Origin of the sequence: Tabrizicola sp., assembly GCF_041919135.1 — a bacterium.
Classification (GTDB): Bacteria; Pseudomonadota; Alphaproteobacteria; order Rhodobacterales; family Rhodobacteraceae; genus Tabrizicola.
Genome location: NZ_JAYRUJ010000009.1, coordinates 111,024 through 131,502 on the forward strand (window position 1 = coordinate 111,024; position 20,479 = coordinate 131,502).

Here is a 20,479-nt window from a genome sequence, read left to right on the forward strand (position 1 = left end):
CCTCATTCCAGCCGGATGCGCGGGTCGACCAGCGCTACCAGCAGGTCGGCCGCCAGGTTGCCGATCAGCACCAGCACGGCCGAGAACATCAAGAGGCCCATCACCACCGGATAGTCGTTGTAGCCCAGGCTATCCAGGAACAGCCGCCCCATGCCGGGCCAGGTGAAGACCGTCTCGGTCACCAGCGCGCCGCCCAGCAGGGTGGGCAGTTGCAGCCCGGCCAGCGTGATCATCGGCACCAGCGCGTTGCCCACGACATGCTTCATCAGCACCCGGCGCGGCGTCAGCCCCTTGGCGCGGGCGGTGCGGACGAAATCCTGGCTCATCACGTCCAGCGTGGCCGAGCGCATGTAGCGGCTCCAGGTCGCCACGTTGACCAGCGCGAGGACCAGGCTGGGCATGATCAGGTGGATGGCATAATCGGCGGCCGAGCCGTCGCCGACCGTATACATGTTGCCGGCGGGCAGCCAGCCCAGCCAGAGCGAGAAGACGAAGATCGCGATCAGACCGAACCAGAAGGTCGGGATCGACAGCGCCACCATGGCGCCGACGGTCGTCACATAGTCGAAGGCCGAACCCTGCCGCACCGCGCTGTGAATCCCGATCCAGGTGCCGATCAGCACGGCGACCAGCGTCGAGGAGCCCATGAGCAAGAGCGTGGCGAAGAGGTGGCCGCCGATGATCTCCAGCACCGGGCGGCCGTCGCGGTAGGACTTGCCCCAGTCGCCCTGCAACAGGTTCCAGAACCAGTCGAGATACTGGATCGGCAAGGGCCGGTTCAGGCCCATCTGCTCGGCGATGCGGTCCAGCGCCTCTTTCGTCATCCCCGGCGTCAGCGCGTATTGCGACAAGGGGCCGCCGGGCGCCAGGTTCAGCACCATGAAGCCGATCAGCGAAACCAGGAACAGAAGCACGATGCTCTGCCAGAAACGCAGCAGCAGATAGCGTAACACGGGGCACCTCCGTCACAGGGGCAGGATCCGCAGCCCCGGTCGGGGGCTGCGGAGGATGGCGCGGCGGCGCGTCAGACCCAGCGCCAGCTGCGCACGTTCCAGGTGTCGATGCGGTTGTTGATGTTGGGCGTCTTGCCCTCGACCCCCACCTTCCAGCCGGGGATGGTGGCATACTGGAAGATCGGCAGGAACGGCAGGTCGGCGCGCATGATCTCCTGGATCTTCAGGTAGACCGGCCGGCGTTCCTCGGGGGCCACCAGTTCGCCGCCCTGTTTCAGAAGGGCGTCCACCTCGGGGTTGTTGTAGACCCAGGTATTCTGCCCCGAGCCGCCCGTCGCGGGCGAGGAGGTGGACAGGAAGAAGTCCGAGGTATCCGGGTCCGGCCCGGTCAGCGTGTTCAGGCCGACGACGACCGAGTCGAACTGCGACAGCATCCAGTAGTCGCCCCACATCACGGCGGGCGGCAGGTTCGAGATCGTCATCTCGACCCCGATGTCCTTGAAGGACTGCTGGAAGAACTGCTGCGCCTGTTCGCGCAGGTGGTTGCCGGCGGTGGTGGAGTTGGTGAAGGCCAGCCGCACCCCATCCTTCGCGCGGATGCCATCGTCGCCCGGCACCCAGCCCGCCTCGTCCAGCAGGGCCTTGGCCTTTTCCGGGTCATATTCGTGCTTCGGCAGGTCGGCGTTGAAGTAGAAGGATTCCTTCGGCATGTAGGTTTCGGTGGGCGTCGGCACGCCGTAGTAGAGCGCGTCGATGATCGCCTGCTTGTCCAGCGCGTGATACAGCGCCTGGCGGACCTTCAGGTCCTGGAACTGCGGCCGCTGCATGTTGAAGGTCAGCGATTCGAAGGTCGCGGTGCCGACGACCTCGACCACCCGGTCGGGAAGCGTCTTGGCCTCTTCGTAGTGATCCGGGGTGATCCATTGCAGGCCCACCACGTCGATGTCGCCGGTCTTGAACTGGGTATAGAGGACGGTCAGGTCGGGGATGTACTTGACCACCAGCCGCTCCAGGTAGGGGCCGTCGCCGAAGTAGTCGGCGTTGGCCTCAAGCTCGATATGGTCGCCCGCCACCCGTTCCTTCCACTTGAAGGCGCCGGTGCCGATCGGGGTATTGTTGAACGGGGCCTCGTTCTTGTCGGCCACGCCCTCGAAGGCATGTTTCGGCACGATGAAGGTCGAGGCCAGGATCGCGGCATAGGGGGCGAAGGGCTTGTCCATCGTCCAGGTGATCTCGGTCGGCGAGACCACGGTCAGGTTGCGCACATGCTCGTGCCCGGTCTTGCGCCAGCTGCGGAAGTTCGGGTCCAGCAGAAGCTCGAGCGTGAACTTGACGTCCTCGGCGGTGAAGGGCGTGCCGTCGTGCCATTTCACGTCATCGCGCAGGGTGATCTTCCAGTTCAGGCCGTCGGCCGAAATGCCGCCGTTCTCGACGGTCGGAACCTCGGTCGCGAGCAGCGGGAAGAAGCTGCCGTCGGGGGCCACGTCGAACAGCGGGTCGAAGACGGCATAGTGGATGCCCTCGTCCACCTCGATATGCGGCAGGTGCGGGTTGAACACCGTCGGTTCCTGCGAGAAGCCCAGGACGATCTGGCCCTTGGGCGCTTCCTGCGCATGGGCGGCGCCAAGGCCGGAAAGCGACGGCACCAGCGTCGTCACGCCGGCGGCCCCCATCAGCAGCAAGGCTTGCCGGCGCGTGGTGGTAAGGCGGTTGTCTTCGGTCATCTGCTTGGTCCCTGTTGGGTGTGGGCCGGCGCGGCTCTTCCGGCCGCTGTCCGAGGGGGGAACCGCCCGGGCCGTGGCCGGGGGCGGGGTGAAGCACGGGTCAGAACCCGCTGATCAGTTCGATCTTCGAGCCGTCGCTGAAACGGTTGAAGCGGAAGGCGGCGGGATCGACCAGCGGCGTCCGCCCGGTGACGAGATCGGCCATCAGGCGACCGGCGGCCGGGCCGATGCCGAAGCCGTGGCCGGAAAAGCCCGAGGCCATGAAGAACCCCGGCACCCGGTCGATGGCCGAGATCACCGGCACCGCATCCGGCGTCACGTCGATATAGCCGGCCCAGCGTTGCGCGATCTCGGCCCTGGCGAAGACCGGGAAGGCGCGGCGGGCGGCGGCCAGCGCGCGGTCGGAAAGCTTGCGGTTCGGCACCGGGTCAAGCACGCGGTTGTATTCGAAGGGGCTCGGCTCATCCATCGCCCAGCGGTTCGGGATCCGCGCCTCGTCGAAGTAGCGCCAGCCGAAACGGAAGCTGAGCGAGCGCCATTCCTTGCGGAAGGCGGGCAGGAAGTTCCAGGCGTAGCGGAAGGATTTCGGCACGATGTCGACGATGTTCTCGTGCCCCGAGGCGATGGTATAGCCGCCGTCCTGCCGCCGCCGCACGGCAAAGTCGCCGTGCCAGATCGCCTGCTCCGGCCCGCCCTCCAGCGGCTTGGTGCGCAGGACCGAGTTCATCACCTTGAGCTGCGGAAAGTCGATTCCCAGGTTGCCCGCGAACAGGCTGGACCAGGCCCCGCCCGCCAGCACCACCGCCTTGCAGGCGATCGGGCCGCGTTCGGTGACGACGCCGCTGACCGCCCCGCCCGAGGTCTCGATCCCGCGCACGGCGCATTCGGTCAGCACATGCGCGCCGCGGTCGCGCGCGGCCTCGGCGATGGCGGGGGCGGCCTTCTGCGGCTCGGCCCGACCGTCGGCGGCGGTGTAGAGGGCGCCCTTCAGCGGCATGTCCGCGCCGGGGAACATGTCCTTGAACTCGCGCTGGGACAGCATCCGGCTGTCCAGCTGGTAGCCTTCCAGATTGCGGTTCCACTGCTCGTGCTGGGCATATTGCAGGTCGGTCGCGCAGGTGAACAGGATGCCCGCCCGGCGATAGCCGGTGTCGCGGCCGATGCGCTGGTCGAGACCCGACCAGATACGCAGCGCCTCGGCCATCAGCGGCACCTCGCGCGGGTCGCGGCGCGAGATGCGCACCCAGCCCCAGTTGCGGCTGGACTGCTCTTTGCCGATGCCGCCCTTTTCGCAAAGCGCCACCCGCAGCCCGCCCTCGGCCAGTTCCAGCGCGGTCGAAGCGCCGATGATGCCGCCGCCGATGACGACCACATCCACCTCGCGCGGAAGGTCGGGATCGCCGTGGACGGGAACGACATGGGGGCCGGGCATCAGAAACTTTCCTCCAACTGGCAGTTCACGGCGAATTCGGCGACGCTGGCCTCGTTCGGCAGGTCGAGAAGCAGGGCGATGATCCGGGCCAGGTCCTGCGGGTCGGTCATCCGGTCGACCGGGAAATCGGTGATCGACCGCGCCATGTCGGTGGCCACGAAACCGGGACAGACGGCGGTGGCGCGGATGCCGTCGGCAAAGCCCTCGTGCCGCAGGCCGTGGGCCAGGGCCACGGCGGCGAATTTCGACAGCGAATAGCTGCCGGCCTTGGCCGACTTGACCCGCTTGCCCGACAGCGAGGCCAGGATGACCACCCGCCCGCGCCCGCTGGCCCGCAGCAGGGGCCAGGCCGCCTGCGCCAGCCGCCGGGGCGACATGACATGCACGTCCATCATCGCGCGGATGTCGTCGTCGCTGGCCTCGATCACCGATTTCGGGGTCATCACCCCCGCATTGGCCACCACCGCGTCGATCCGCCCGAAACGGTCCGCCACCGCCCCGACCCATGCCGCATCCGACGCGGGATCCGAGGCGTCGTGCGCCTGCACATGCACCGCATCCGTCGCCCAGTCCGGCAGCGCCGGCTGCCGCATCCCCAGCGAGACCGCCCAGCCGTCCTGCACCAGCCGCCGGCCAAGGGCCGCCCCGATCCCGCGGCTGGCGCCGGAGATCATCGCGACCCGGGTCATTTCCCGGCCTCCTGCAGCCGCCGGTAGGCGCGTTTCAGGATGTCGATCAGGACCTTCTGCTCGTCTTGCGGGATGATGCGGTCGAAGAAATCCTCGGACTGCTGGACCACGATCTCGCGCACCTTGACCGCCAGCGCCGCGCCCTTGGGGGTGATGTACAACTCCTGCGCCCGGCTGTCCCCGGCATTGGTCTGGCGGGTGATCAGCCCCTGCTGCTCCAGCGTGTCCAGGATGCGTCCCATCGCCGAACGATCCCGCGCCGCCAGATCCGCCACCACCGAGGGCCGGATGCCCGGATGGCTGTCGATCAGCAGCAGCGCGGTGATCTTGCCCTTGCCCTTGGCCACCTCGAGATTGGCCAGGCGCTGGTCCAGGTCGCGCGAGACCTTGGTGTCGATCACGCGGATATAGAAGCTGAGGACGTTTTCCAGCACGTCCAGGTCGACATGATCGACCCGCGTGGCCGTGCTGACGTCAGGACCGTTCATGCGCAGTGCCCCATCCCGCCTTCGATTCGCTTGTCTCAGGCTCGTCCGGATGATGGACAATTACAACTAATTTTAGTGGACAAGTGCAATCATTTCGCCGGCCGCCGCCGCCAATGCGCCAGCGCCAGAAACAGCCGCGTTGCGGTGTCCGCCGGTCGGGGTCGCTGGAATGTCGGGGTCTTTCCGTCAGGCGTAGATGTAGCCGCCCGAAACGATGATGTTCTCGCCGGTCATGTAGGTGTTGCGCGGGCCCCCGGCCATCAGCACCCATTCGGCCATTTCCTCGGGCTCGCCGCCGCGGCCGAGGGGGCTGGCCTTGGCCAGTTCGCCGAGGAAGCCCAGTTCGCGGGCCTTTTCCGTCGCCATCCCGGCGGGCGCGACCGAGTTCACCAGGATCCCGTCCGGCGCGACCGCATGGGCCATGCTTTTCGTGAGGCTGACCACGGCGGCCTTGGTCGCGGCGTAATGCGCGTTCTGCGGATGGGCCTTGAACGCATCGACCGAGGTGATGTTGACGATCCGGCCCCGAACCCGGTCCTTCACCTCTTGCGCCTGCATGTGGCGGATGGCGGCGACCATCATGTGATAGGTGCCTTTGACGTTGATCGCGTTCGAGGCGTCCCAGTCGGCATCGGTGATCTCGAGGATCGGCTTCCTTGGATAGATCGCGGCCGAGTTCACCAGCGTGTCCACCCGGCCAAGCGCGGCGGCGATGCGGTCGAAGGCCTCATGCGCGGCGGGGGCGGTGCGGATGTCGCAGGCGGCGGATGCCGCGGGGATGCCGGCGGCGCGGGCGGGTTCCAGCGCGGCTTCGGCCCCCTCTGGGTTCAGGTCGATGATGCCAAGGGCCGAGGCGCCCCGGGCCACGGCCATCCGGGCCAGAAGCGCCCCGAGACCGGCGCCCCCGCCGACGATCACGACGGACAAGCCCTTCATTTCGATTTCTCCGCTGCGGGAACCTGGGGGGTGACGGGCTGGCGCGTGGGCAGGATGTCGAAGCGTGCGACATCCACATGCGCGGGCAGGTTCAGGACGGCCAGCACCATGGCGGCCACGTCCTCGGGCTGGACGGCGGTCTGGCCGGCATACATCGCTGCCCGCGCCCCGGCCGTCAGCACGTCCTTGTAAAGCGGGCTTTCGACACGGCCCGCGACGATCTCGGTCACGCGCACGCCCGAGGCCGAGAGGTCCAGCCGCAGGCTTTGCGCGAAGGCGCCAAGCGCGGCCTTGGTCGCGGCATAGACCGCCATGTTGGGATAGGGCGTATGCGCCGCGACCGAGCCGGTGAAGAAGACATGCCCCCGGCCGCGCGCCTGCATTCCCGGCGCGACGGCATGGGTCACCAGCAGCGCCTGGGTCAGGTTGGTGGCGACCATGCGGTGAATGTCCGCCTCGGCCATGGTGCAGAAATTGCCGGGGGCGGTCACCATCCCGGCATTGTTCACGAGGATCTCCACCTCCTCCCCGGCAAGGGCCTTCGCCAGGGCAGAGGGAAGGCCGCCCGGATCGGAGAGGTCGAGCGCCAGCGTCCTCAGGCCCTGCGCCGCAAGCTCCTCCAGCGCCGCCGGGTTGCGGCCGGTCGCGATGACCCGGTGGCCCGCCGCATGCAGCGCCAGGGCGATGGCCCGCCCGATCCCGCTTGTTGCCCCTGTTACCAAAGCCCGTGGCATGTCATCCCCCTGCCTCTGAAGAAAGCTGCACCAGAACGGCGCCGGACCAAATCAGGAAAAACGTCCGTAGAACAAGAATTACTTGCCATCCCTTCCCCCGGCCAGCCGGCGGATCTCGTCCTCGTCCGGGCTGTCCCAGCTTTCGGCAAGGGTCCAGCGGCAGAAGGCGGCGATGGTCTTCACCCGCCGGTGCGCCTTGGGCAGGACAAGGTAGAAGCCGGGGATCTGCTCCTCGGGCATCCGGTGCATCGCCTCGGCCCCGAAGGGCGCGACCAGCTTGCCCAGCTTCAGGTCCTCGGCCGCGTCGATGGTCGAGATCAGGCCGATCCCAAGCCCCGCCAGCGTCGCCCGCCGCATGGTGGCCGCGTCCTGCAACTGCATGTCCGCCTTGCCGGTCCGCCCGGCAATGCCAAGGTGCCGCAGGACGTTCGGCCACAGCTCGGGCGAAAGGACCGGGTGCAGCAGCGGCATGTCGCGCAGGCTTTCCGGGCCGGCGATCTGGCGGGCCAGCCCCGGCGTGCAGCAGATCACCTTGTAGTCGCGCAAGAGAAGCGTCGCCTCGCAGCCCTTCCAGCCGCCATAGCCCCACTGGATCGCCACATCCACGTCATCGGCGACGAAATCCGGCAGTTCCACCATCGTGGTCAGGCGCAGGTCGGCATCCGCGCAGGTCTCGCGAAAGCGGGTGATCCGGTCAAGGAGGTAGCGCGTCGCGAAATAGGGGCTGGCGTTCACGTTGATCCGGTTGCGGCTGTCGGACTTCGCCACCCGGCGCACGCCTTCGGCCAGCTCGTCAAAGGCCGCCTGCACGAAATGCGCCAGCAGGATCGCCTTCTCGTTGGGCTCGATCGCGCGGCCCCGGCGCTCGAACAGCCCGGCCCCCAGCGTGTCTTCCAGAAGCTTGATCTGCTGGCTCACGGCCTGGGGCGTGACGCCGAGTTCGTCCGCCGCCGCCCGGAACGACCGATGCCGCACGACGGTATGGAACACGCGCAGCGCGTTCAGCGGCGGCAGCCGGGCAGGGGCGTTGCTCATGTCGGACCCCGCGCCATGGCCTCAGATCACCGCCTTTTCCAGGAAGGGGCGGTTCTCGACGACGCGCTCGTAGCCCACCTCGGACAGGTCCAGCGTGCGGAAGCCGCCATAGGTGATCAGCTCGGACACGCCCCGCCCCGCCGCCGGCCCCTGCTGCAACCCGTGGCCCGAGAAGCCATTGGCATAGATGAAATTTCCCACCTCGGGATGCGCGCCCACGATCAGGTTGTGGTCCAGCGTGTTGAAGTCGTAATGCCCGGCCCATTGGTTCACCACCTTGATCGCCTCGAAGGCGGGCGAGCGCGCGGCAAGGGCGGGCCAGATCAGATCCTCGAATTCCTCCCAGCGGGGCTCGAAATCATCCCAGTCCGCCGCCGGATCCTCGACCGGCGGCGCGCCGGACAGGAAGAAGCGGCCCTCGGGGCGGCAGAAGACGCCCGAGGGGTCGATCATCAGCGGCAGGCGGCCCCGGTTGACGCGGGCCGAGCCTTCCGGCGTCGCGGCGCAGTCGAAGACGAAGAGCGTGCGCTTGCGGGGCTCGACCGGCACGTCCAGCCCGGCCATCCGGGCGGTCAGCGCGGCGCGGGGGCCCGAGGCATTGACGATGGTTCCGGCCCGGATCACCGCGCCGGATCGCAGCGTCACCGAGGCGACGCGCGCGCCGTCGCGGCCGATCGCCACCACTTCGTCGGCCGCGTACTCCGCCCCCAGCTCACGCGCCTTGGCCTTGAAGCCGTTCATCAGCCCGGTGTTCGAGAACCAGCCCTCGCCCGACCGGCCATAGCTGGCCAGCAGGATGTCCTCTGCCCGCAGATGCGGAAAGGCGCGGGCCAGGTCTTCCTGCCCCCAAAGCACGACATCCGCCCCGCAGGCGCGCTGGACCTCGTGGTTCTCGCGCAGGGTGCGGGCGCCGTCCTCGCTGTTGGCGAGGAAGAGGTAGCCGCCCTGGTGGAAGTTCAGGTCGGGCGGGGCCTCTCCGGCGCATTGCATCGTGCGGGCGAAGTCCCTGATGAAGGCCGAGCCGAACTGGCTGATCCGCACGTTGATCGGATTCGAGAACTGGACCCGGATCGAGGAGGAGGACAGCGAGGTCGAGGCGAAGCGATAGGTCGGGTCGCGTTCGACCACCAACACACTGCCGGCGAAATCCGGGTTGGCCTTCAGGAAATAGGCGACGGCCGATCCGATCACCGCGCCGCCCACGATCACGACGTCATAGCCGGACCTCATTTCGCGCCCTCGTCGTCGGGATGGCCGAGATCGACGAACCAGCCGCCCAGATGCCGGACGGCGGGGGCTTTCGGATCGGGGACCGGGTGCTTCGCCTCGACCGCGGCGCGGAAGGCTTCGGTGTCGTCCTGCGGCACATAGCCGAGATGACCGGCCAGCCGGTTGTCCACCGGCTTGACCGCATTGTCCGACAGGCCGAACGACAGGGTGAAACCCACGCGCGGGGCGGTCAGGGCGGCGGTGACCAGGCGGTTGCAGTCCTGAAACGACAGCCAGGACCAGAGCATCCGGCGGTCGGCGGGCTCGGGGAAGCTGGAGAAGATGCGCAAGGCGGCGGTCTCGATCCCGAACTTGTCCCAGTAGAGACGCCCAAGGTCCTCGACGAAGCATTTCGACAGGCCGTAAAGCCCGTCGGGGCGGTGGGGCGCGTCGGCGTCGATCTGGTCCTCCAGCCGGTGATAGCCGATCGCGTGGACCGAACTGGCATAGACCACCCGGCGGGCGCCATGTTTCCGCGCGCCTTCGTAGATGTGATAGCTGCCCCGGATGTTGGCATCCAGGATCTGGTCCCATGGCCGCTCCAGCGGGACGCCGCCGAAATGGACGATGGCGTCCACCCCTTCGCAGGCGGCGATGGTCGCCCCCATGTCGGCAAGGTCGAAGCGCAGGGCCTCCTCGTGAGGGGCGAGGTCGGTGATCCCCACCACGTCCGCCAGGCGCAGCTGGCGGCACAGCGGCGCGAGACCCCGGCGGAGTTCCGTGCCCAGGCGACCGGCGGCCCCGGTCAGCAGGATGCGGTCGAAACGCGGATTGCTCATCATGCGGCCTTTGCGGGGGAAAGGGCGGCCACCGCGCGGGCGATGCGGGCGATGGCCTCGGTCAGGATCGCGTCCGAGGTGGCGGTCGAGATGCGAAAGAAGGGCGACAGGCCATAGGCCGCGCCCGGCACCGCGCCGACATGGGCGTGGTTCAGCAGGTAATCGGTGACGGCGGCATCGTCGGCCAGCACCTTGCCCGCGGGCGTGCTGCGGCCGATCAGGCCCTGGCAGCCGATATAGGCGTAAAAGGCCCCTTCGGGCGGGGAAAGCGTCAGGCCGGGAATTTCCGCAATCCCTGCGACGACCAGATCGCGGCGGCGCTGGAAGGCCGCGCGGAACCGCGCGATGCAATCCTGCGGCCCGGTCAGCGCGGCCAGCGCCGCCGCCTGCATCGGGGCCGCGACCGAGGTGACGGACTGGCTTTGCACGGTGTTCATCGCCTTCAGCAGCGGTGCGGGCCCGGCGGCATAGCCCACCCGCCAGCCGGTCATCGCATAGGCCTTGGCCACGCCGTTCACGATCAGCATGCGGTCGCGCAACTCTGGGCAGGCCCTGCCGAAAGAGACGAATTCGCGGTCGTCGAACAGGATATGCTCATAGATCTCGTCCGACAGGACCAGCACCTGCGGATGACGGGCCAGCACCGCGCCAAGTGCCTTGAGGTCGGCCCCGGAATAGACCGCGCCCGAGGGGTTGCCGGGGGTGTTCAGGAACAGCCATCTGGTGCGGGGCGTTATCGCGGCCTCCAGCGCCTCGGGCGTCAGGCGAAAGCCGGTGTCCGCCCCGCAGACCGGAGTGACCGGGACACCGCCGAGAAGCTTCACCATCTCGGGATAGCTGACGAAACAGGGCGCGGGCAGGATCGCCTCGTCGCCCTCGTTCAGGGTCGCCATCAGGGCGTTGAAAATGATCTGCTTCGCCCCGTTCGCCACCACGATCTCGTCGGGCGAAAGGTCCAGACCGTTCTCGCGCCGGAACTTTTCGGCCACGGCGGCACGCAGGGCAGGGGTTCCGGCGGCGGGGGTATACAGCGTCTCTCCCGCCAATGCGGCCCTGTGCGCCGCATCGGCCACATGCGGCGGGGTGGGAAAGTCCGGTTCCCCCAGGCCAAGGTCGATCACGTCAAGGCCCCTGGCCCGCAGGGCCTTGGCCGCCATGGACGCGGCCATCGAGGCCGAGGGTTTCACCGCCGCCAGGCGCGTTGCGAGATAGCTCATCTGCCCACATAGCCTTTCGAGATGTCAGCCGCCCGCGCGGCGGGGTCGCGCCGGGCCGGATCGCCGAATCCGCCGCCGCCCGGCAGGTGCAGCACCAGCCGCCGCCCGGCCGGGACATGCTGCCAGCCCTTCGGCCTAAACACCGTGCCGTCGTCCAGCGCGGCCCGGCCCGCAGCACCCGGAGCGCCCCCCTCGCGCCCCCGTGCCGGATGGTTCATCCGGTCGAACATGGCCGAGAAGTCGAACTCATGCCCCGGCAGGGCCTCGATCTCGATCACCTGGCCAAGGCCGCCGCGATACTGGCCGTCGCCGCCGGAATCCGGGCGCAGTTCCTTGCGCCAGACCACGACCGGGCCGGTATGCTCGGTCGCCTCGATCGGCATGGTCATCACGCCCGAGGGGAAGGCGGTCGCCGACAGCCCGTCCAGCCCCGGCCGCGCGCCCATGCCGCCCGAGTTGAACATCAGGATCTCGGCCCGCCGTCCCGCCTGCCCGGCGACCGGGCGCACCGACATGTGGATGTTCCACAAGGCCGCCGCGCCCTCGGCCAGGACCTGTCCCGGCAGCGCCCTGGCCAGCGCCCCCAGCACCAGGTCCGGCACCAGATGCCCGATCACATGCCGCACCGAGACCGGCGCCGGGCGGGGGGCATTCAGGATGTTCTCGGGCGAGGAGATGGTGAAAGCCGCCAGCGAGGCCCAGTTGTTCGGAATGTCCGGCGCCACCACGCATTTCAGCGCGTAGGAGGCATAGGCCTTGGTATAGATGATCGGCACGTTGATGCCCTGCGGGCTGATCGGGTCCGTCCCGGTGAAATCGACGTTCACCACCTCGTCCCCGATCTCGACCGAACAGGCCAGCCGCACCGGGCGGTCGTAGCCGTCGGTCAGCAGGTCATTCTCCCACCGCCCCCTGGGCAGGGCGCGGATCCGCTCCAGCATCGCCGCGCGGGTGCGGGAGAAGATGAAGTCGCCAAGCGCATCCAGGCTTTCCAGCCCGATCTCCTGCATCATCGCGATCAGGCGCTGGTGGCCCACGTCGTTGCAGGCGGCAAGCGAGTAGAAGTCGCCCACCACCTGGTTGGGCTCGCGCACGTTGGCGCGCAGGATGCGGATCAGGTCGGCATTCACCCGGCCGCGCTCGGCGAACTTCATGATCGGGATCTGGATCCCTTCCTCGTAGACCGACTTGCCATCCGCCCCGAACCCGCGCCCGCCCACGTCGACCACATGCGCGGTGCAGGCGAAGAAGCCGACCAGCCGCTCGCCCCGGAAGCTGGGCGAGACCATGGTGATGTCGTGCAGGTGCCCGGTGCCCATCCACGGGTCGTTGGTGACATAGGTGTCGCCGGGGAACATGTTCTCGCGGCCGATTTCCGCGATGAAATGCAGCACCGCCTCGGCCATGGTGTTGACATGGCCCGGCGTGCCGGTGACGGCCTGCGCCAGCATCCGCCCCTGGGGATCGAAGACGCCCGCCGACAGGTCGCCCGCCTCGCGCACGCTGGTGGAAAAGGCGGTGCGCAGCAGCGTCATCGCCTGTTCCTCGACCACCGAGATCAGGCGGTTCCACATCACCTGCATGCGGATTTCCAGGGTTGCGTCACTCATGGCGCGGCCTCCTTGCGCAGCAGCAGCAGCGAGCCGTCGGACTGCATCACCACATCGAAGGGCGAGGTCACCACGGTCGCGGTCTCGCGTTCGACCACCACGGCGGGGCCAGAGACGCGCTGCCCGGCCCGCAGGCTGTCGCGGGCCACGATGGCAGAGGCCAGGGCCTCGCCCCGGGCCGGGTCGAAGACCGGGCGCGAGAGCGGGGCACCCGCCCCCTCCCGGCCCAGGGCAAGCTCGTGCCGGTCGGGGGCGGGACGGATGTCCTCGGCCCTGACCGAGAAGGTGACGATCTCGATCTCCAGACCATCCAGCCCGTCGATGGCGCGGCCGAAGAAGCGGGCATAATTCTGGCGGAAGCCGTCGCGCAGAAGCCGGCCGTCCCCGGCGGCGAAGGGGCGGTCGGGCAGGGGGACCGGGATCTCCCAGCCCTGGCCGACATAGCGCATGAAGGCGGTGATCTCGCGCCGGATCGGGCCTTCGGCACCGGCGCGGACGAAACCCTCGGCGGTGGATTTCAGCCCGTCGAGCAGCGCGTTCACCGCAGTCGCATCGAAATCCGCAAGCCGGACGATCCTGGAGGCCAGCGCCTCATAGCCGAAGGGCGCCTTCAGGAAGCCGATGGCCGATCCCACGCCCGCGCCCGGCGGGATCAGGCAGCGGTCGATCCCCAGCTTCTCGCACAGCCGCGCGGCATGCAAAGGCGCGGCCCCGCCAAAGGCGATCATCAGGTTGTCCGAGATGTCCTTGCCGTTCTCGACCGCATGGACGCGGGCGGCATTGGCCATGTTCTCGTCCACCACCTCGCAGATGCCGAAGGCGGCGGCTTCCGGCGCCAGTCCCAGCCGGTCGCCCACCTCGCGGGAAATCGCGACCCTTGCCTGTTCCACCGACAGCCGGATCGCCCCGCCCGCGAAGTTCTCGGGGTCGATCTTGCCCAGCACCAGGTCGGCATCGGTGATCGCCGGGCGCTGGCCGCCGCGCTGATAGCAGGCCGGACCGGGTTCCGAGGCCGCGCTCTCCGGGCCGGTCTGGATCCGGCCCATCGCATCGACCCAGGCGATCGACCCGCCGCCGGCGCCGATCTCGATCATCTCGATCACCGGGATGGAAACCGGCATCCCCGAGCCCTTGGCGAAACGATAGGTCCGCGCCACCTCGAAGCTGCGGGCGGTCTTGGGGGCGAAATCCTCGATCAGACAGATCTTGGCCGTGGTGCCGCCCATGTCATAGCTGACCACCTTCTCCAGCCCGAAGCGGCGGGCCACGTCGGCGGCGAAGATCGCGCCGCCGGCCGGGCCGGATTCCACCAGCCGCACCGGGAACTCCGCCGCCGTCTCGACGCTGATCAGGCCGCCGCCGGAATGGATCATGTAGACCGGGCAAGCCGCGCCCTTTTCGGCCAGCCGCATCTGAAGCCGGCCCAGGTAATCGGCCATCTGCGGCCGGACATAGGCATTGGCGCAGACGGTGTTGAACCTCTCGAACTCGCGCATCTGCGGCGAGACTTCGGACGAGATCGAGATCGGCAGGTCCACCCGGGCCGCGATGATCGCGCGGGCGCGTTCCTCATGCGCGGGGTTCATGTAGGAATGGATAAAGCCGATGGCGACCGCGCCGTAGCCCCCCGCCGCGATCCGCCCGGCGAGGGCCGTCAGCGCGGCCTCGTCCAGGGGCTGCAACTCCTGCCCCTGCGCGCCGATCCGGCCGGCGACGGGAAAGCGGTCCTCGCGCGGGACCAAGGGGGTGGGGAGGCGCAGGTTCAGGTCATATTGCTCGAACCGGCTTTCGGTCCGCATCTCGATCACGTCGCGGAAGCCCTCGGTCGTCACGAAGGCCGTCCGCGCGCCGCGCCGTTCGATCAGCGCATTGGTGGCCAGCGTCGTGCCGTGGATCACGATGTCGAGGTCGGAATACGCAAGCCCCGCCTCGGCCAGCACCAGGTCGATCCCGTCCAGGATCGCCTGTTCGGGCGCGGCGTAATTGGTCAGCACCTTGGTCGAGTGCATCTGCCCCCGCACATCCAGCGCGATGTCGGTGAAGGTGCCGCCGATGTCGGCGCCCAATCGGATCTGCGGGGTCATTTCCTGCCCCTTGCCGCCAGCCCCGCCGCGCGCATCTGCGAAAGCGTCTGGCGCGGGGTCAGCGCCTCGGGGCTGATGTTCAGGTCCAGCACCGCCCCCGTGCGCGAGGCCAAAGCCCGGGCGAAGGCGGCGGGAAAATCCTCGGTCCGCTCCACCCGCTCGGCATGGAAGCCATAGGCGCGGGCGAGCATGGTGAAATCCGGGTTCTCCAGCGAGGTGCCCGAGACGCGGGCGGGATAGGTCCGCTCCTGATGCGCGCGGATCGTGCCGTAGATGCCGTTGTTCAGGATCAGCACGATCGGCTGCGCCCCGGCCTGCATCGCCGTGCCCAGCTCCTGGCAGTTCATCTGGAAATCGCCGTCGCCCGCAAAGCAGACGACCGTGCGGTCGGGATGGGCGATCTTGGCGGCCACGGCGGCGGGCAGGCCATAGCCCATCGCCCCCGACTGCGGCGCCAGCAGCCGCGCCTTCGGGCCGAACTTGAAGAACTTGTTCGGCCAGACCGTGAAATTGCCCGCCCCGTTGGTCAGGATCGCGTCCTCGGGCAGGACCTCGCGCAGATGCGCCGTCACCAGCCCCATGTCCACGGGCGAGGGCTGGGGCCCAAGCTCGAACCCCGCCTCCCACTCGGCCCGCGCCTGCTTGCGCCAGCCGGACCAGCCGCCCCTGACCGGCCGCAGCGCGGCGGCAAAGGCGTTCGGCCCGGCCGGAAGCCCAAGCGCAGGTTGATAGACCTTGCCGATCTCGCGGTCGGACCCATGCACATGGATCAGGGTTTGCGACGGCACCGGCACCGACAGCAGCGTGTAGCCATCCGTCGTCATCTCGCCGAAGCGGGTGTTGATCGCCAGGATCACATCCGCCTCGCGGACCAGCCGCTTGACGTTCGCGGGCATGCCGACGCCCGCCTCGCCGGCATAGACCGGGGAGTGGTTGTCGAACTGGTCCTGATAGCGGAAGGCGGCGATGACCGGGATGTCCGAGGCCTCGGCAAAGGCTTGCAGATCGGCGCGGCCCTGTCCGGTCCAGTTGCAGCCGCCGATCAGGATGAGGGGTCGCGAGGCCCCGGCCAGCAGCGCCAGCGCCTCCTCCATCGCGGCGGGGGCGGGCGCGGCTTCGGCGATCCGGGCCGGGCCAGCCAGGGGCGCGGCAGCGGTGAGTGCGGTCAGCATGTCCTCGGGCAGGGCGATGACCACGGGGCCGGGGCGGCCGGTGGTCGCCGTGACCCAGGCGCGGGCAAGGATTTCCGGGATGCGCTGAACCTGGTCGATCTCGACCGCCCATTTCGCCATCGTCCCGAAGACGGCGCGATAGTCGATCTCCTGGAATGCCTCGCGGCCCTTCATGTCGGTGCCGACCTGGCCCACGAAGCACAGCATCGGCGCCGAATCCTGCATCGCGGTATGGATGCCGATCGAGGCATTCGTCACCCCCGGCCCCCGCGTCACCATGCAGATGCCGGGACTGCCCGTCAGCTTGCCCCAGGCGGCGGCCATGAAGGCGGCCCCGCCCTCGTTCCGGCAAAGGACAAAGTCCAGCCGCCCGCCCGTGTCGTGCAGCGCATCCAGCACCGCCAGATAGCTTTCGCCCGGAACCCCGAAGGCCCTGGTCGCGCCAAGCGCCGCAAGGCTTTCCACCAATAGCCGACCGCCGTTTCGCATCATGCGTCTTTCCAATCTGCCTTGACGTTCATCCTGCGCCCTTCCGCGCCGAGGCGGAAGCAAGAAGGACGGGCAATCGGCAAGTTATTCTTGCCGATCCCCGCGCAGGATCACGCCCGGATTCATCCCTCCGGCCGGGTCCAGCGCCCGTTTCAGGCTTGCCATCAGCCCGCGCTCCGCCGGCCCGCGCAGCGCGTCGGCCAGCGCGACCTTGGTCCGGCCCAGCCCATGCTCGGCCGCGAAACTGCCGCCCATGCCGTCGGCCAGCCGGGCGAGTTCGATCCCGATCCCGGGGCCAAGCCCCGCGAAATCCGCCTGCCCGGCCGGGGGCGAGAGGTTGTAGTGGATGTTGCCGTCGCCCAGATGGCCGAAGGGGTTGATCCGCACCCCCGGCAGCAGGCTTTCGCAAAGCCCGGCCCCCCGTGCCACGAACTCGGCGATCCGGCCCGGCGGGACCGAGATGTCGTGCTTCAGCTGCACCCCTTCCAGCCGCTGCCCCTCGGGCTGCTCCTCGCGCAGCCGCCAGAAGGCCGCGCGTTGCGCCTCGTTCGCGGCAAGGGCGCCATCGGTCACCAGCCCTGCGGCCATGCCCCATTCCAGGCTGTCGGACAGCATCCCGTCCAGCGGCACAAGCGGCGAGGTGCTGGCGACCTCGACCAGAAGATAGGCCCCGGCGCGGCTGTCCAGGGGCCAGGCCAGCCCCGGCACATGCCGCAGCGCAAGGTCCAGGCCGAGGTCCGAGAAGAATTCGATCCCCGTCAGCACATCGCCCAGATCGGCGCGAAGCCGGCCTCCGAAGGCCACCGCCGCGCCGATGTCGAGCAGGGCGAGCAGCGCCGTCGCCCTTGCGCGGGGCCGGGGGGCCAGGCGCAGGACCGCCCGCGTCACCACGCCCAGCGTCCCCTCGGCCCCGCAAAAGAGCTTGCGCAGCGCATAGCCCGCATTGTCCTTCTGCACCGAGCGCAACCCGTTCCAGACGCGGCCATCGGGCAGGACGACCTCCAGCCCCAGCACCAGGTCGGACATCATCCCATGGCGAAAGGCATGGCTGCCCCCCGCATTGGTGCCGATCAGCCCGCCGATCTGCGCGCTGCCTTCCGCGCCGAGGTGGAGGGGGAAGATCATCTCCGTCCCCTCCAGCGCGGCGTGAAGGGTGGCGAGGATCACCCCCGCCTCGACCGTCACGCTGCCGCTGGCAAGGTCCGGGGCCGCGATCCCTGCCATCCGGGACAGCGACAGGATCACCGCCCCCGGCCTGCCCGCCACCGCCGCGCTGCACAGGCCGGTATTGCCGCCCTGCGGCACCACCGGGACGCCCGCCGCATGGCAGGCCGCCAGCACGCGCGAGACCGCCTCGGTCGTCCCGGGCCGGGCGACGCCCAGCGGGGCCTCGCCATGCCGGTCCAGCCAGTCGCGCGACCAGGGCCGGGCCTCGGCCCCCGGCACCCAGCCTCCCGGCCCCAGGATCAGCGCAAGCTCCGAGGCAAGGTCCATGCTCACCCCGCGAAAGTATAGGCGGTCTTGACGCTGGTGTAGAACTCCATCGCCATCCGCCCCTGCTCCCTCCCGCCAAGGCTGGAGCCGCCGCGCCCGCCGAAGGGGACGTGGTAATCCACCCCCGCCGTCGGCAGATTGACCATGACCATCCCCGCCTTCGACCCGCGCCGGAAGGCGGTGGCGTGTTTCAGCGATCCGGTGCAGATGCCCGACGAAAGCCCGAAGGGCGTGTCATTGGCCACCGCCAGCGCCTCGTCGAAATCGGCCACGCGGATCACGCTGGCGCAGGGGCCGAAGATCTCCTCGCGGCTGGTGCGCATGTCGTTGCGGGCGCCCAGGAACAGGGCAGGGGCCTGGAAGCTGCCCGGCCGGTTCAGCCGCTGGCCGCCCAGAACCTCGCAGCCTTCCTCGCCCGCCAGCCGCACATAGTCGAGGTTGCCCGCCAGCTGGCCTTCCGAGACCACCGGCCCCATCTGCGTCCCGGCCTCCAGCGGATCGCCCACCCGCAGCGCGCCCATGGCGGCGGACAGGCGTTCGACGAAGGCGTCATGGATCGCATCCTCGACGATCAGCCGCGACGAGGCGGTGCACCGCTGCCCGGTCGAGAAGAAGGCCCCGTTCAGGCAGGCATTGACCGCCAGGTCCAGGTCGGCGTCGGCCAGGACCACCATCGGGTTCTTGCCGCCCATTTCCAGCTGGACCTTCTTCATCCCCGCCGCGCAGCCGGCCGCGATGCCACGGCCCACGCGCTCGGACCCGGTGAACGAGATTGCCGCCACATCCGGGTTCTGCACCAGCGCCGCCCCGATCTCGGAGCCGCGCCCCATGACCAGGTTGAACACACCGGGCGGGCAACCCGCGTCCTGCAGCACCTCGGCCAGAAGATGCGCGCAGGCCGGGGTCAGGTCGGCGGGCTTCAGCACCACGGCGTTTCCGGCGGCCAGCGCCGGGGCGGATTTCCAGGCCGGGATGGCGATCGGAAAGTTCCAGGGCGTGATCAGGCCGACCACGCCCAGGGGCTCGCGCATCACGTCGACCTCGACGCCCTCGCGGATCGAGTCCAGCTTCTCGCCCGGATGCCGGACAGCCTCGCCGGCGTAGAAATGGAACAGCTGCGCCGCGCGCATGGCCTCGCCCTTCGCCTCGGCCAGGGTCTTGCCCTCCTCGCGCGCCAGAAGCCGGCCAAGCTCGTCGTTCCGGGCCAGAAGAAGGTCGCCCGCCCGCCGCAGCACATCGGCCCGCAGCTGCGGCGAGCCGCGACCCCAGCCGGGCTGCGCCGCCCGGGCCGCAGCCACCGCCGCCGCGACATCCGCCGCGGTTCCCCGGGCATAGAGGCCGATCAGATCCTCCGGGTTGGCGGGACTGCGGTTCTCGCTGGCATCCGCCGCCGCCTGCCATTCGCCACCGATGAAATTGCGCTTGATGTCGCTCATTGCCTCGTCCTTTCCCAAAACGCCTTATCTAAGCCGGTTTCCGATGGAAGGTCAGGCAAGAAAGCCTGTCAATCGACAAGCCCGGATTGAAAGCCCTGACCAGAGGCCGGCGGCGCATGATCCCGCAAGAGCGGAAGCATCAGCGCGAAAAGCTCGGCCTGGGAGCTGATCGCACAGCGGCTGTAAAGCTGCTTGCGGAACACCTTCACCGTCTGCGGCGACAGGCCAAGGCGGAGGCCGATCGAGACCGTGGAATGGCCGCGCAGGATCAGCAGCGCCACCTCGGCCTGGCGGGCGGAAAGCTGGATGCCGCGCTGGCGCCGCGCGGCCAGGGCCAGGAGGGCGGCGGTATCCTCGGCCGGGCCGGAGGCGCGGGAGAGGTCGGCCCAATGCGCCTCGGACAGGGCGGCGATCACCGGGGCAAGGCGCTGGCAGGTCTCGACCTCGCGGCTCGAGAACAGGCGGCGGGACGAGATGTCGCGGCCGAGGCAGAGGTTCAGCGTGACGCCGGGGGCGGGATAGGCGACGAAGGTGATCTCGTCCACCAGCGTGGTCTGCTCGTAATATTCGCTGAAATAGCGGCTGCGGTGAAAAGCGTCGGGGGCGATGTCGGTCAGCCGATAGGCCCCGGCGGCGACCCGGTTCAGATGCAGCTCGAAGAAAGGGTCCAGGCGATAGGCCCCCGGCAGGTAGGTGCTTTCCAGCTGGGTAAAGACGGTCGGATCCCTGGTCTCGCGGTGCAGCACCTGCGGCGGCCCGGCGTCGCGATAGGCCAGGCAGATCAGGTTGTCCGGCGCGGCGAGGGTCTGGAACAGCAGGGCCAGCGCCGCCTCGAATTCCGGCTGGTGCAGGGCGCGGATCACCGTGGCAATCCGCACCTCGGCCAGGTTCGGCAGCGGCGGCATGGCGATACCTCTCTGGGGGTATATACCCCTGCA

The 20,479-nt window shown here is 69.0% G+C and carries 17 protein-coding genes; all 17 read right to left on the bottom strand.

Annotation, left to right across the window (positions count from 1 at the left end):
- Window positions 1-2 precede the first annotated feature (2 nt).
- Window positions 3-953 (bottom strand): ABC transporter permease, encoded by a 951-nt coding sequence (locus tag ACE3UA_RS09200; RefSeq protein ID WP_374644323.1) that lies wholly within the window; start codon window positions 951-953, stop codon window positions 3-5.
- A 71-nt stretch (window positions 954-1,024) separates the two neighbouring features.
- Complete coding sequence (locus ACE3UA_RS09205) at window positions 1,025-2,677, bottom strand: peptide ABC transporter substrate-binding protein (RefSeq protein ID WP_374644325.1); 1,653 nt, start codon at window positions 2,675-2,677, stop codon at window positions 1,025-1,027.
- Window positions 2,678-2,777: 100 nt separating this feature from the next.
- Window positions 2,778-4,109, bottom strand: coding sequence for an NAD(P)/FAD-dependent oxidoreductase (locus ACE3UA_RS09210; RefSeq protein WP_374644327.1), 1,332 nt, complete (start codon window positions 4,107-4,109; stop codon window positions 2,778-2,780).
- Entirely contained in the window at window positions 4,109-4,798 is a 690-nt protein-coding gene (locus ACE3UA_RS09215) for an SDR family NAD(P)-dependent oxidoreductase (protein ID WP_374644329.1), read from the bottom strand. The genes ACE3UA_RS09210 and ACE3UA_RS09215 overlap by 1 nt, the downstream gene beginning before the upstream one ends.
- The gene (locus ACE3UA_RS09220) at window positions 4,795-5,286 is read right to left on the bottom strand and encodes a MarR family winged helix-turn-helix transcriptional regulator (protein WP_374644331.1); all 492 of its coding nucleotides are present in this window, start codon (window positions 5,284-5,286) and stop codon (window positions 4,795-4,797) included. Before ACE3UA_RS09220 ends, ACE3UA_RS09215 begins: the two co-directional genes overlap by 4 nt.
- A 186-nt stretch (window positions 5,287-5,472) precedes the next feature.
- A complete protein-coding gene (locus ACE3UA_RS09225; RefSeq protein WP_374644333.1) occupies window positions 5,473-6,222 on the bottom strand; it encodes an SDR family NAD(P)-dependent oxidoreductase in 750 nt (249 codons plus the stop codon).
- A complete protein-coding gene (locus tag ACE3UA_RS09230) occupies window positions 6,219-6,956 on the bottom strand; it encodes an SDR family oxidoreductase (protein WP_374644335.1) in 738 nt (245 codons plus the stop codon). The genes ACE3UA_RS09225 and ACE3UA_RS09230 overlap by 4 nt, the downstream gene beginning before the upstream one ends.
- Before the next feature lie 78 nt (window positions 6,957-7,034).
- A complete protein-coding gene (locus ACE3UA_RS09235; RefSeq protein WP_374644337.1) occupies window positions 7,035-7,991 on the bottom strand; it encodes a LysR substrate-binding domain-containing protein in 957 nt (318 codons plus the stop codon).
- Between the two features lie 21 nt (window positions 7,992-8,012).
- Window positions 8,013-9,221: an NAD(P)/FAD-dependent oxidoreductase gene (locus ACE3UA_RS09240; protein ID WP_374644339.1), complete on the bottom strand. Its 1,209-nt coding sequence runs from the start codon at window positions 9,219-9,221 to the stop codon at window positions 8,013-8,015.
- Window positions 9,218-10,039, bottom strand: a complete 822-nt coding sequence (locus ACE3UA_RS09245) for an NAD-dependent epimerase/dehydratase family protein (RefSeq protein ID WP_374644341.1) — start codon at window positions 10,037-10,039, stop codon at window positions 9,218-9,220. Before ACE3UA_RS09245 ends, ACE3UA_RS09240 begins: the two co-directional genes overlap by 4 nt.
- Window positions 10,039-11,256: a pyridoxal phosphate-dependent aminotransferase gene (locus tag ACE3UA_RS09250; protein WP_374644343.1), complete on the bottom strand. Its 1,218-nt coding sequence runs from the start codon at window positions 11,254-11,256 to the stop codon at window positions 10,039-10,041. The genes ACE3UA_RS09245 and ACE3UA_RS09250 overlap by 1 nt, the downstream gene beginning before the upstream one ends.
- The gene (locus ACE3UA_RS09255) at window positions 11,253-12,866 is read right to left on the bottom strand and encodes a hydantoinase B/oxoprolinase family protein (protein WP_374644345.1); all 1,614 of its coding nucleotides are present in this window, start codon (window positions 12,864-12,866) and stop codon (window positions 11,253-11,255) included. Before ACE3UA_RS09255 ends, ACE3UA_RS09250 begins: the two co-directional genes overlap by 4 nt.
- Entirely contained in the window at window positions 12,863-14,950 is a 2,088-nt protein-coding gene (locus ACE3UA_RS09260) for a hydantoinase/oxoprolinase family protein (RefSeq protein WP_374644347.1), read from the bottom strand. The genes ACE3UA_RS09255 and ACE3UA_RS09260 overlap by 4 nt, the downstream gene beginning before the upstream one ends.
- Entirely contained in the window at window positions 14,947-16,614 is a 1,668-nt protein-coding gene (locus ACE3UA_RS09265; protein WP_374644349.1) for a thiamine pyrophosphate-dependent enzyme, read from the bottom strand. Before ACE3UA_RS09265 ends, ACE3UA_RS09260 begins: the two co-directional genes overlap by 4 nt.
- Window positions 16,615-16,695: 81 nt before the next feature.
- Window positions 16,696-18,105 (bottom strand): FAD-binding oxidoreductase, encoded by a 1,410-nt coding sequence (locus ACE3UA_RS09270; RefSeq protein ID WP_374644351.1) that lies wholly within the window; start codon window positions 18,103-18,105, stop codon window positions 16,696-16,698.
- 2 nt (window positions 18,106-18,107) lie between these two features.
- Window positions 18,108-19,541, bottom strand: a complete 1,434-nt coding sequence (locus ACE3UA_RS09275) for an aldehyde dehydrogenase family protein (protein WP_374644353.1) — start codon at window positions 19,539-19,541, stop codon at window positions 18,108-18,110.
- A gap of 68 nt (window positions 19,542-19,609) precedes the next feature.
- Window positions 19,610-20,446 (bottom strand): LuxR C-terminal-related transcriptional regulator, encoded by an 837-nt coding sequence (locus tag ACE3UA_RS09280; protein ID WP_374644355.1) that lies wholly within the window; start codon window positions 20,444-20,446, stop codon window positions 19,610-19,612.
- Between the last annotated feature and the right edge of the window lie 33 nt (window positions 20,447-20,479).

What these genes read in the sequence shown, in the direction of transcription:
- ACE3UA_RS09205 (WP_374644325.1), bottom strand. Translation starts at nt 2,677, where the DNA reads ATGACCGAAGACAACCGCCTTACCACCACGCGCCGGCAAGCCTTGCTG.
- ACE3UA_RS09210 (WP_374644327.1), bottom strand. Translation starts at nt 4,109, where the DNA reads ATGCCCGGCCCCCATGTCGTTCCCGTCCACGGCGATCCCGACCTTCCG.
- ACE3UA_RS09215 (WP_374644329.1), bottom strand. Translation starts at nt 4,798, where the DNA reads ATGACCCGGGTCGCGATGATCTCCGGCGCCAGCCGCGGGATCGGGGCG.
- ACE3UA_RS09220 (WP_374644331.1), bottom strand. Translation starts at nt 5,286, where the DNA reads ATGAACGGTCCTGACGTCAGCACGGCCACGCGGGTCGATCATGTCGAC.
- ACE3UA_RS09225 (WP_374644333.1), bottom strand. Translation starts at nt 6,222, where the DNA reads ATGAAGGGCTTGTCCGTCGTGATCGTCGGCGGGGGCGCCGGTCTCGGG.
- ACE3UA_RS09230 (WP_374644335.1), bottom strand. Translation starts at nt 6,956, where the DNA reads ATGCCACGGGCTTTGGTAACAGGGGCAACAAGCGGGATCGGGCGGGCC.
- ACE3UA_RS09235 (WP_374644337.1), bottom strand. Translation starts at nt 7,991, where the DNA reads ATGAGCAACGCCCCTGCCCGGCTGCCGCCGCTGAACGCGCTGCGCGTG.
- ACE3UA_RS09240 (WP_374644339.1), bottom strand. Translation starts at nt 9,221, where the DNA reads ATGAGGTCCGGCTATGACGTCGTGATCGTGGGCGGCGCGGTGATCGGA.
- ACE3UA_RS09245 (WP_374644341.1), bottom strand. Translation starts at nt 10,039, where the DNA reads ATGAGCAATCCGCGTTTCGACCGCATCCTGCTGACCGGGGCCGCCGGT.
- ACE3UA_RS09250 (WP_374644343.1), bottom strand. Translation starts at nt 11,256, where the DNA reads ATGAGCTATCTCGCAACGCGCCTGGCGGCGGTGAAACCCTCGGCCTCG.
- ACE3UA_RS09255 (WP_374644345.1), bottom strand. Translation starts at nt 12,866, where the DNA reads ATGAGTGACGCAACCCTGGAAATCCGCATGCAGGTGATGTGGAACCGC.
- ACE3UA_RS09260 (WP_374644347.1), bottom strand. Translation starts at nt 14,950, where the DNA reads ATGACCCCGCAGATCCGATTGGGCGCCGACATCGGCGGCACCTTCACC.
- ACE3UA_RS09265 (WP_374644349.1), bottom strand. Translation starts at nt 16,614, where the DNA reads ATGATGCGAAACGGCGGTCGGCTATTGGTGGAAAGCCTTGCGGCGCTT.
- ACE3UA_RS09270 (WP_374644351.1), bottom strand. Translation starts at nt 18,105, where the DNA reads ATGGACCTTGCCTCGGAGCTTGCGCTGATCCTGGGGCCGGGAGGCTGG.
- ACE3UA_RS09275 (WP_374644353.1), bottom strand. Translation starts at nt 19,541, where the DNA reads ATGAGCGACATCAAGCGCAATTTCATCGGTGGCGAATGGCAGGCGGCG.
- ACE3UA_RS09280 (WP_374644355.1), bottom strand. Translation starts at nt 20,446, where the DNA reads ATGCCGCCGCTGCCGAACCTGGCCGAGGTGCGGATTGCCACGGTGATC.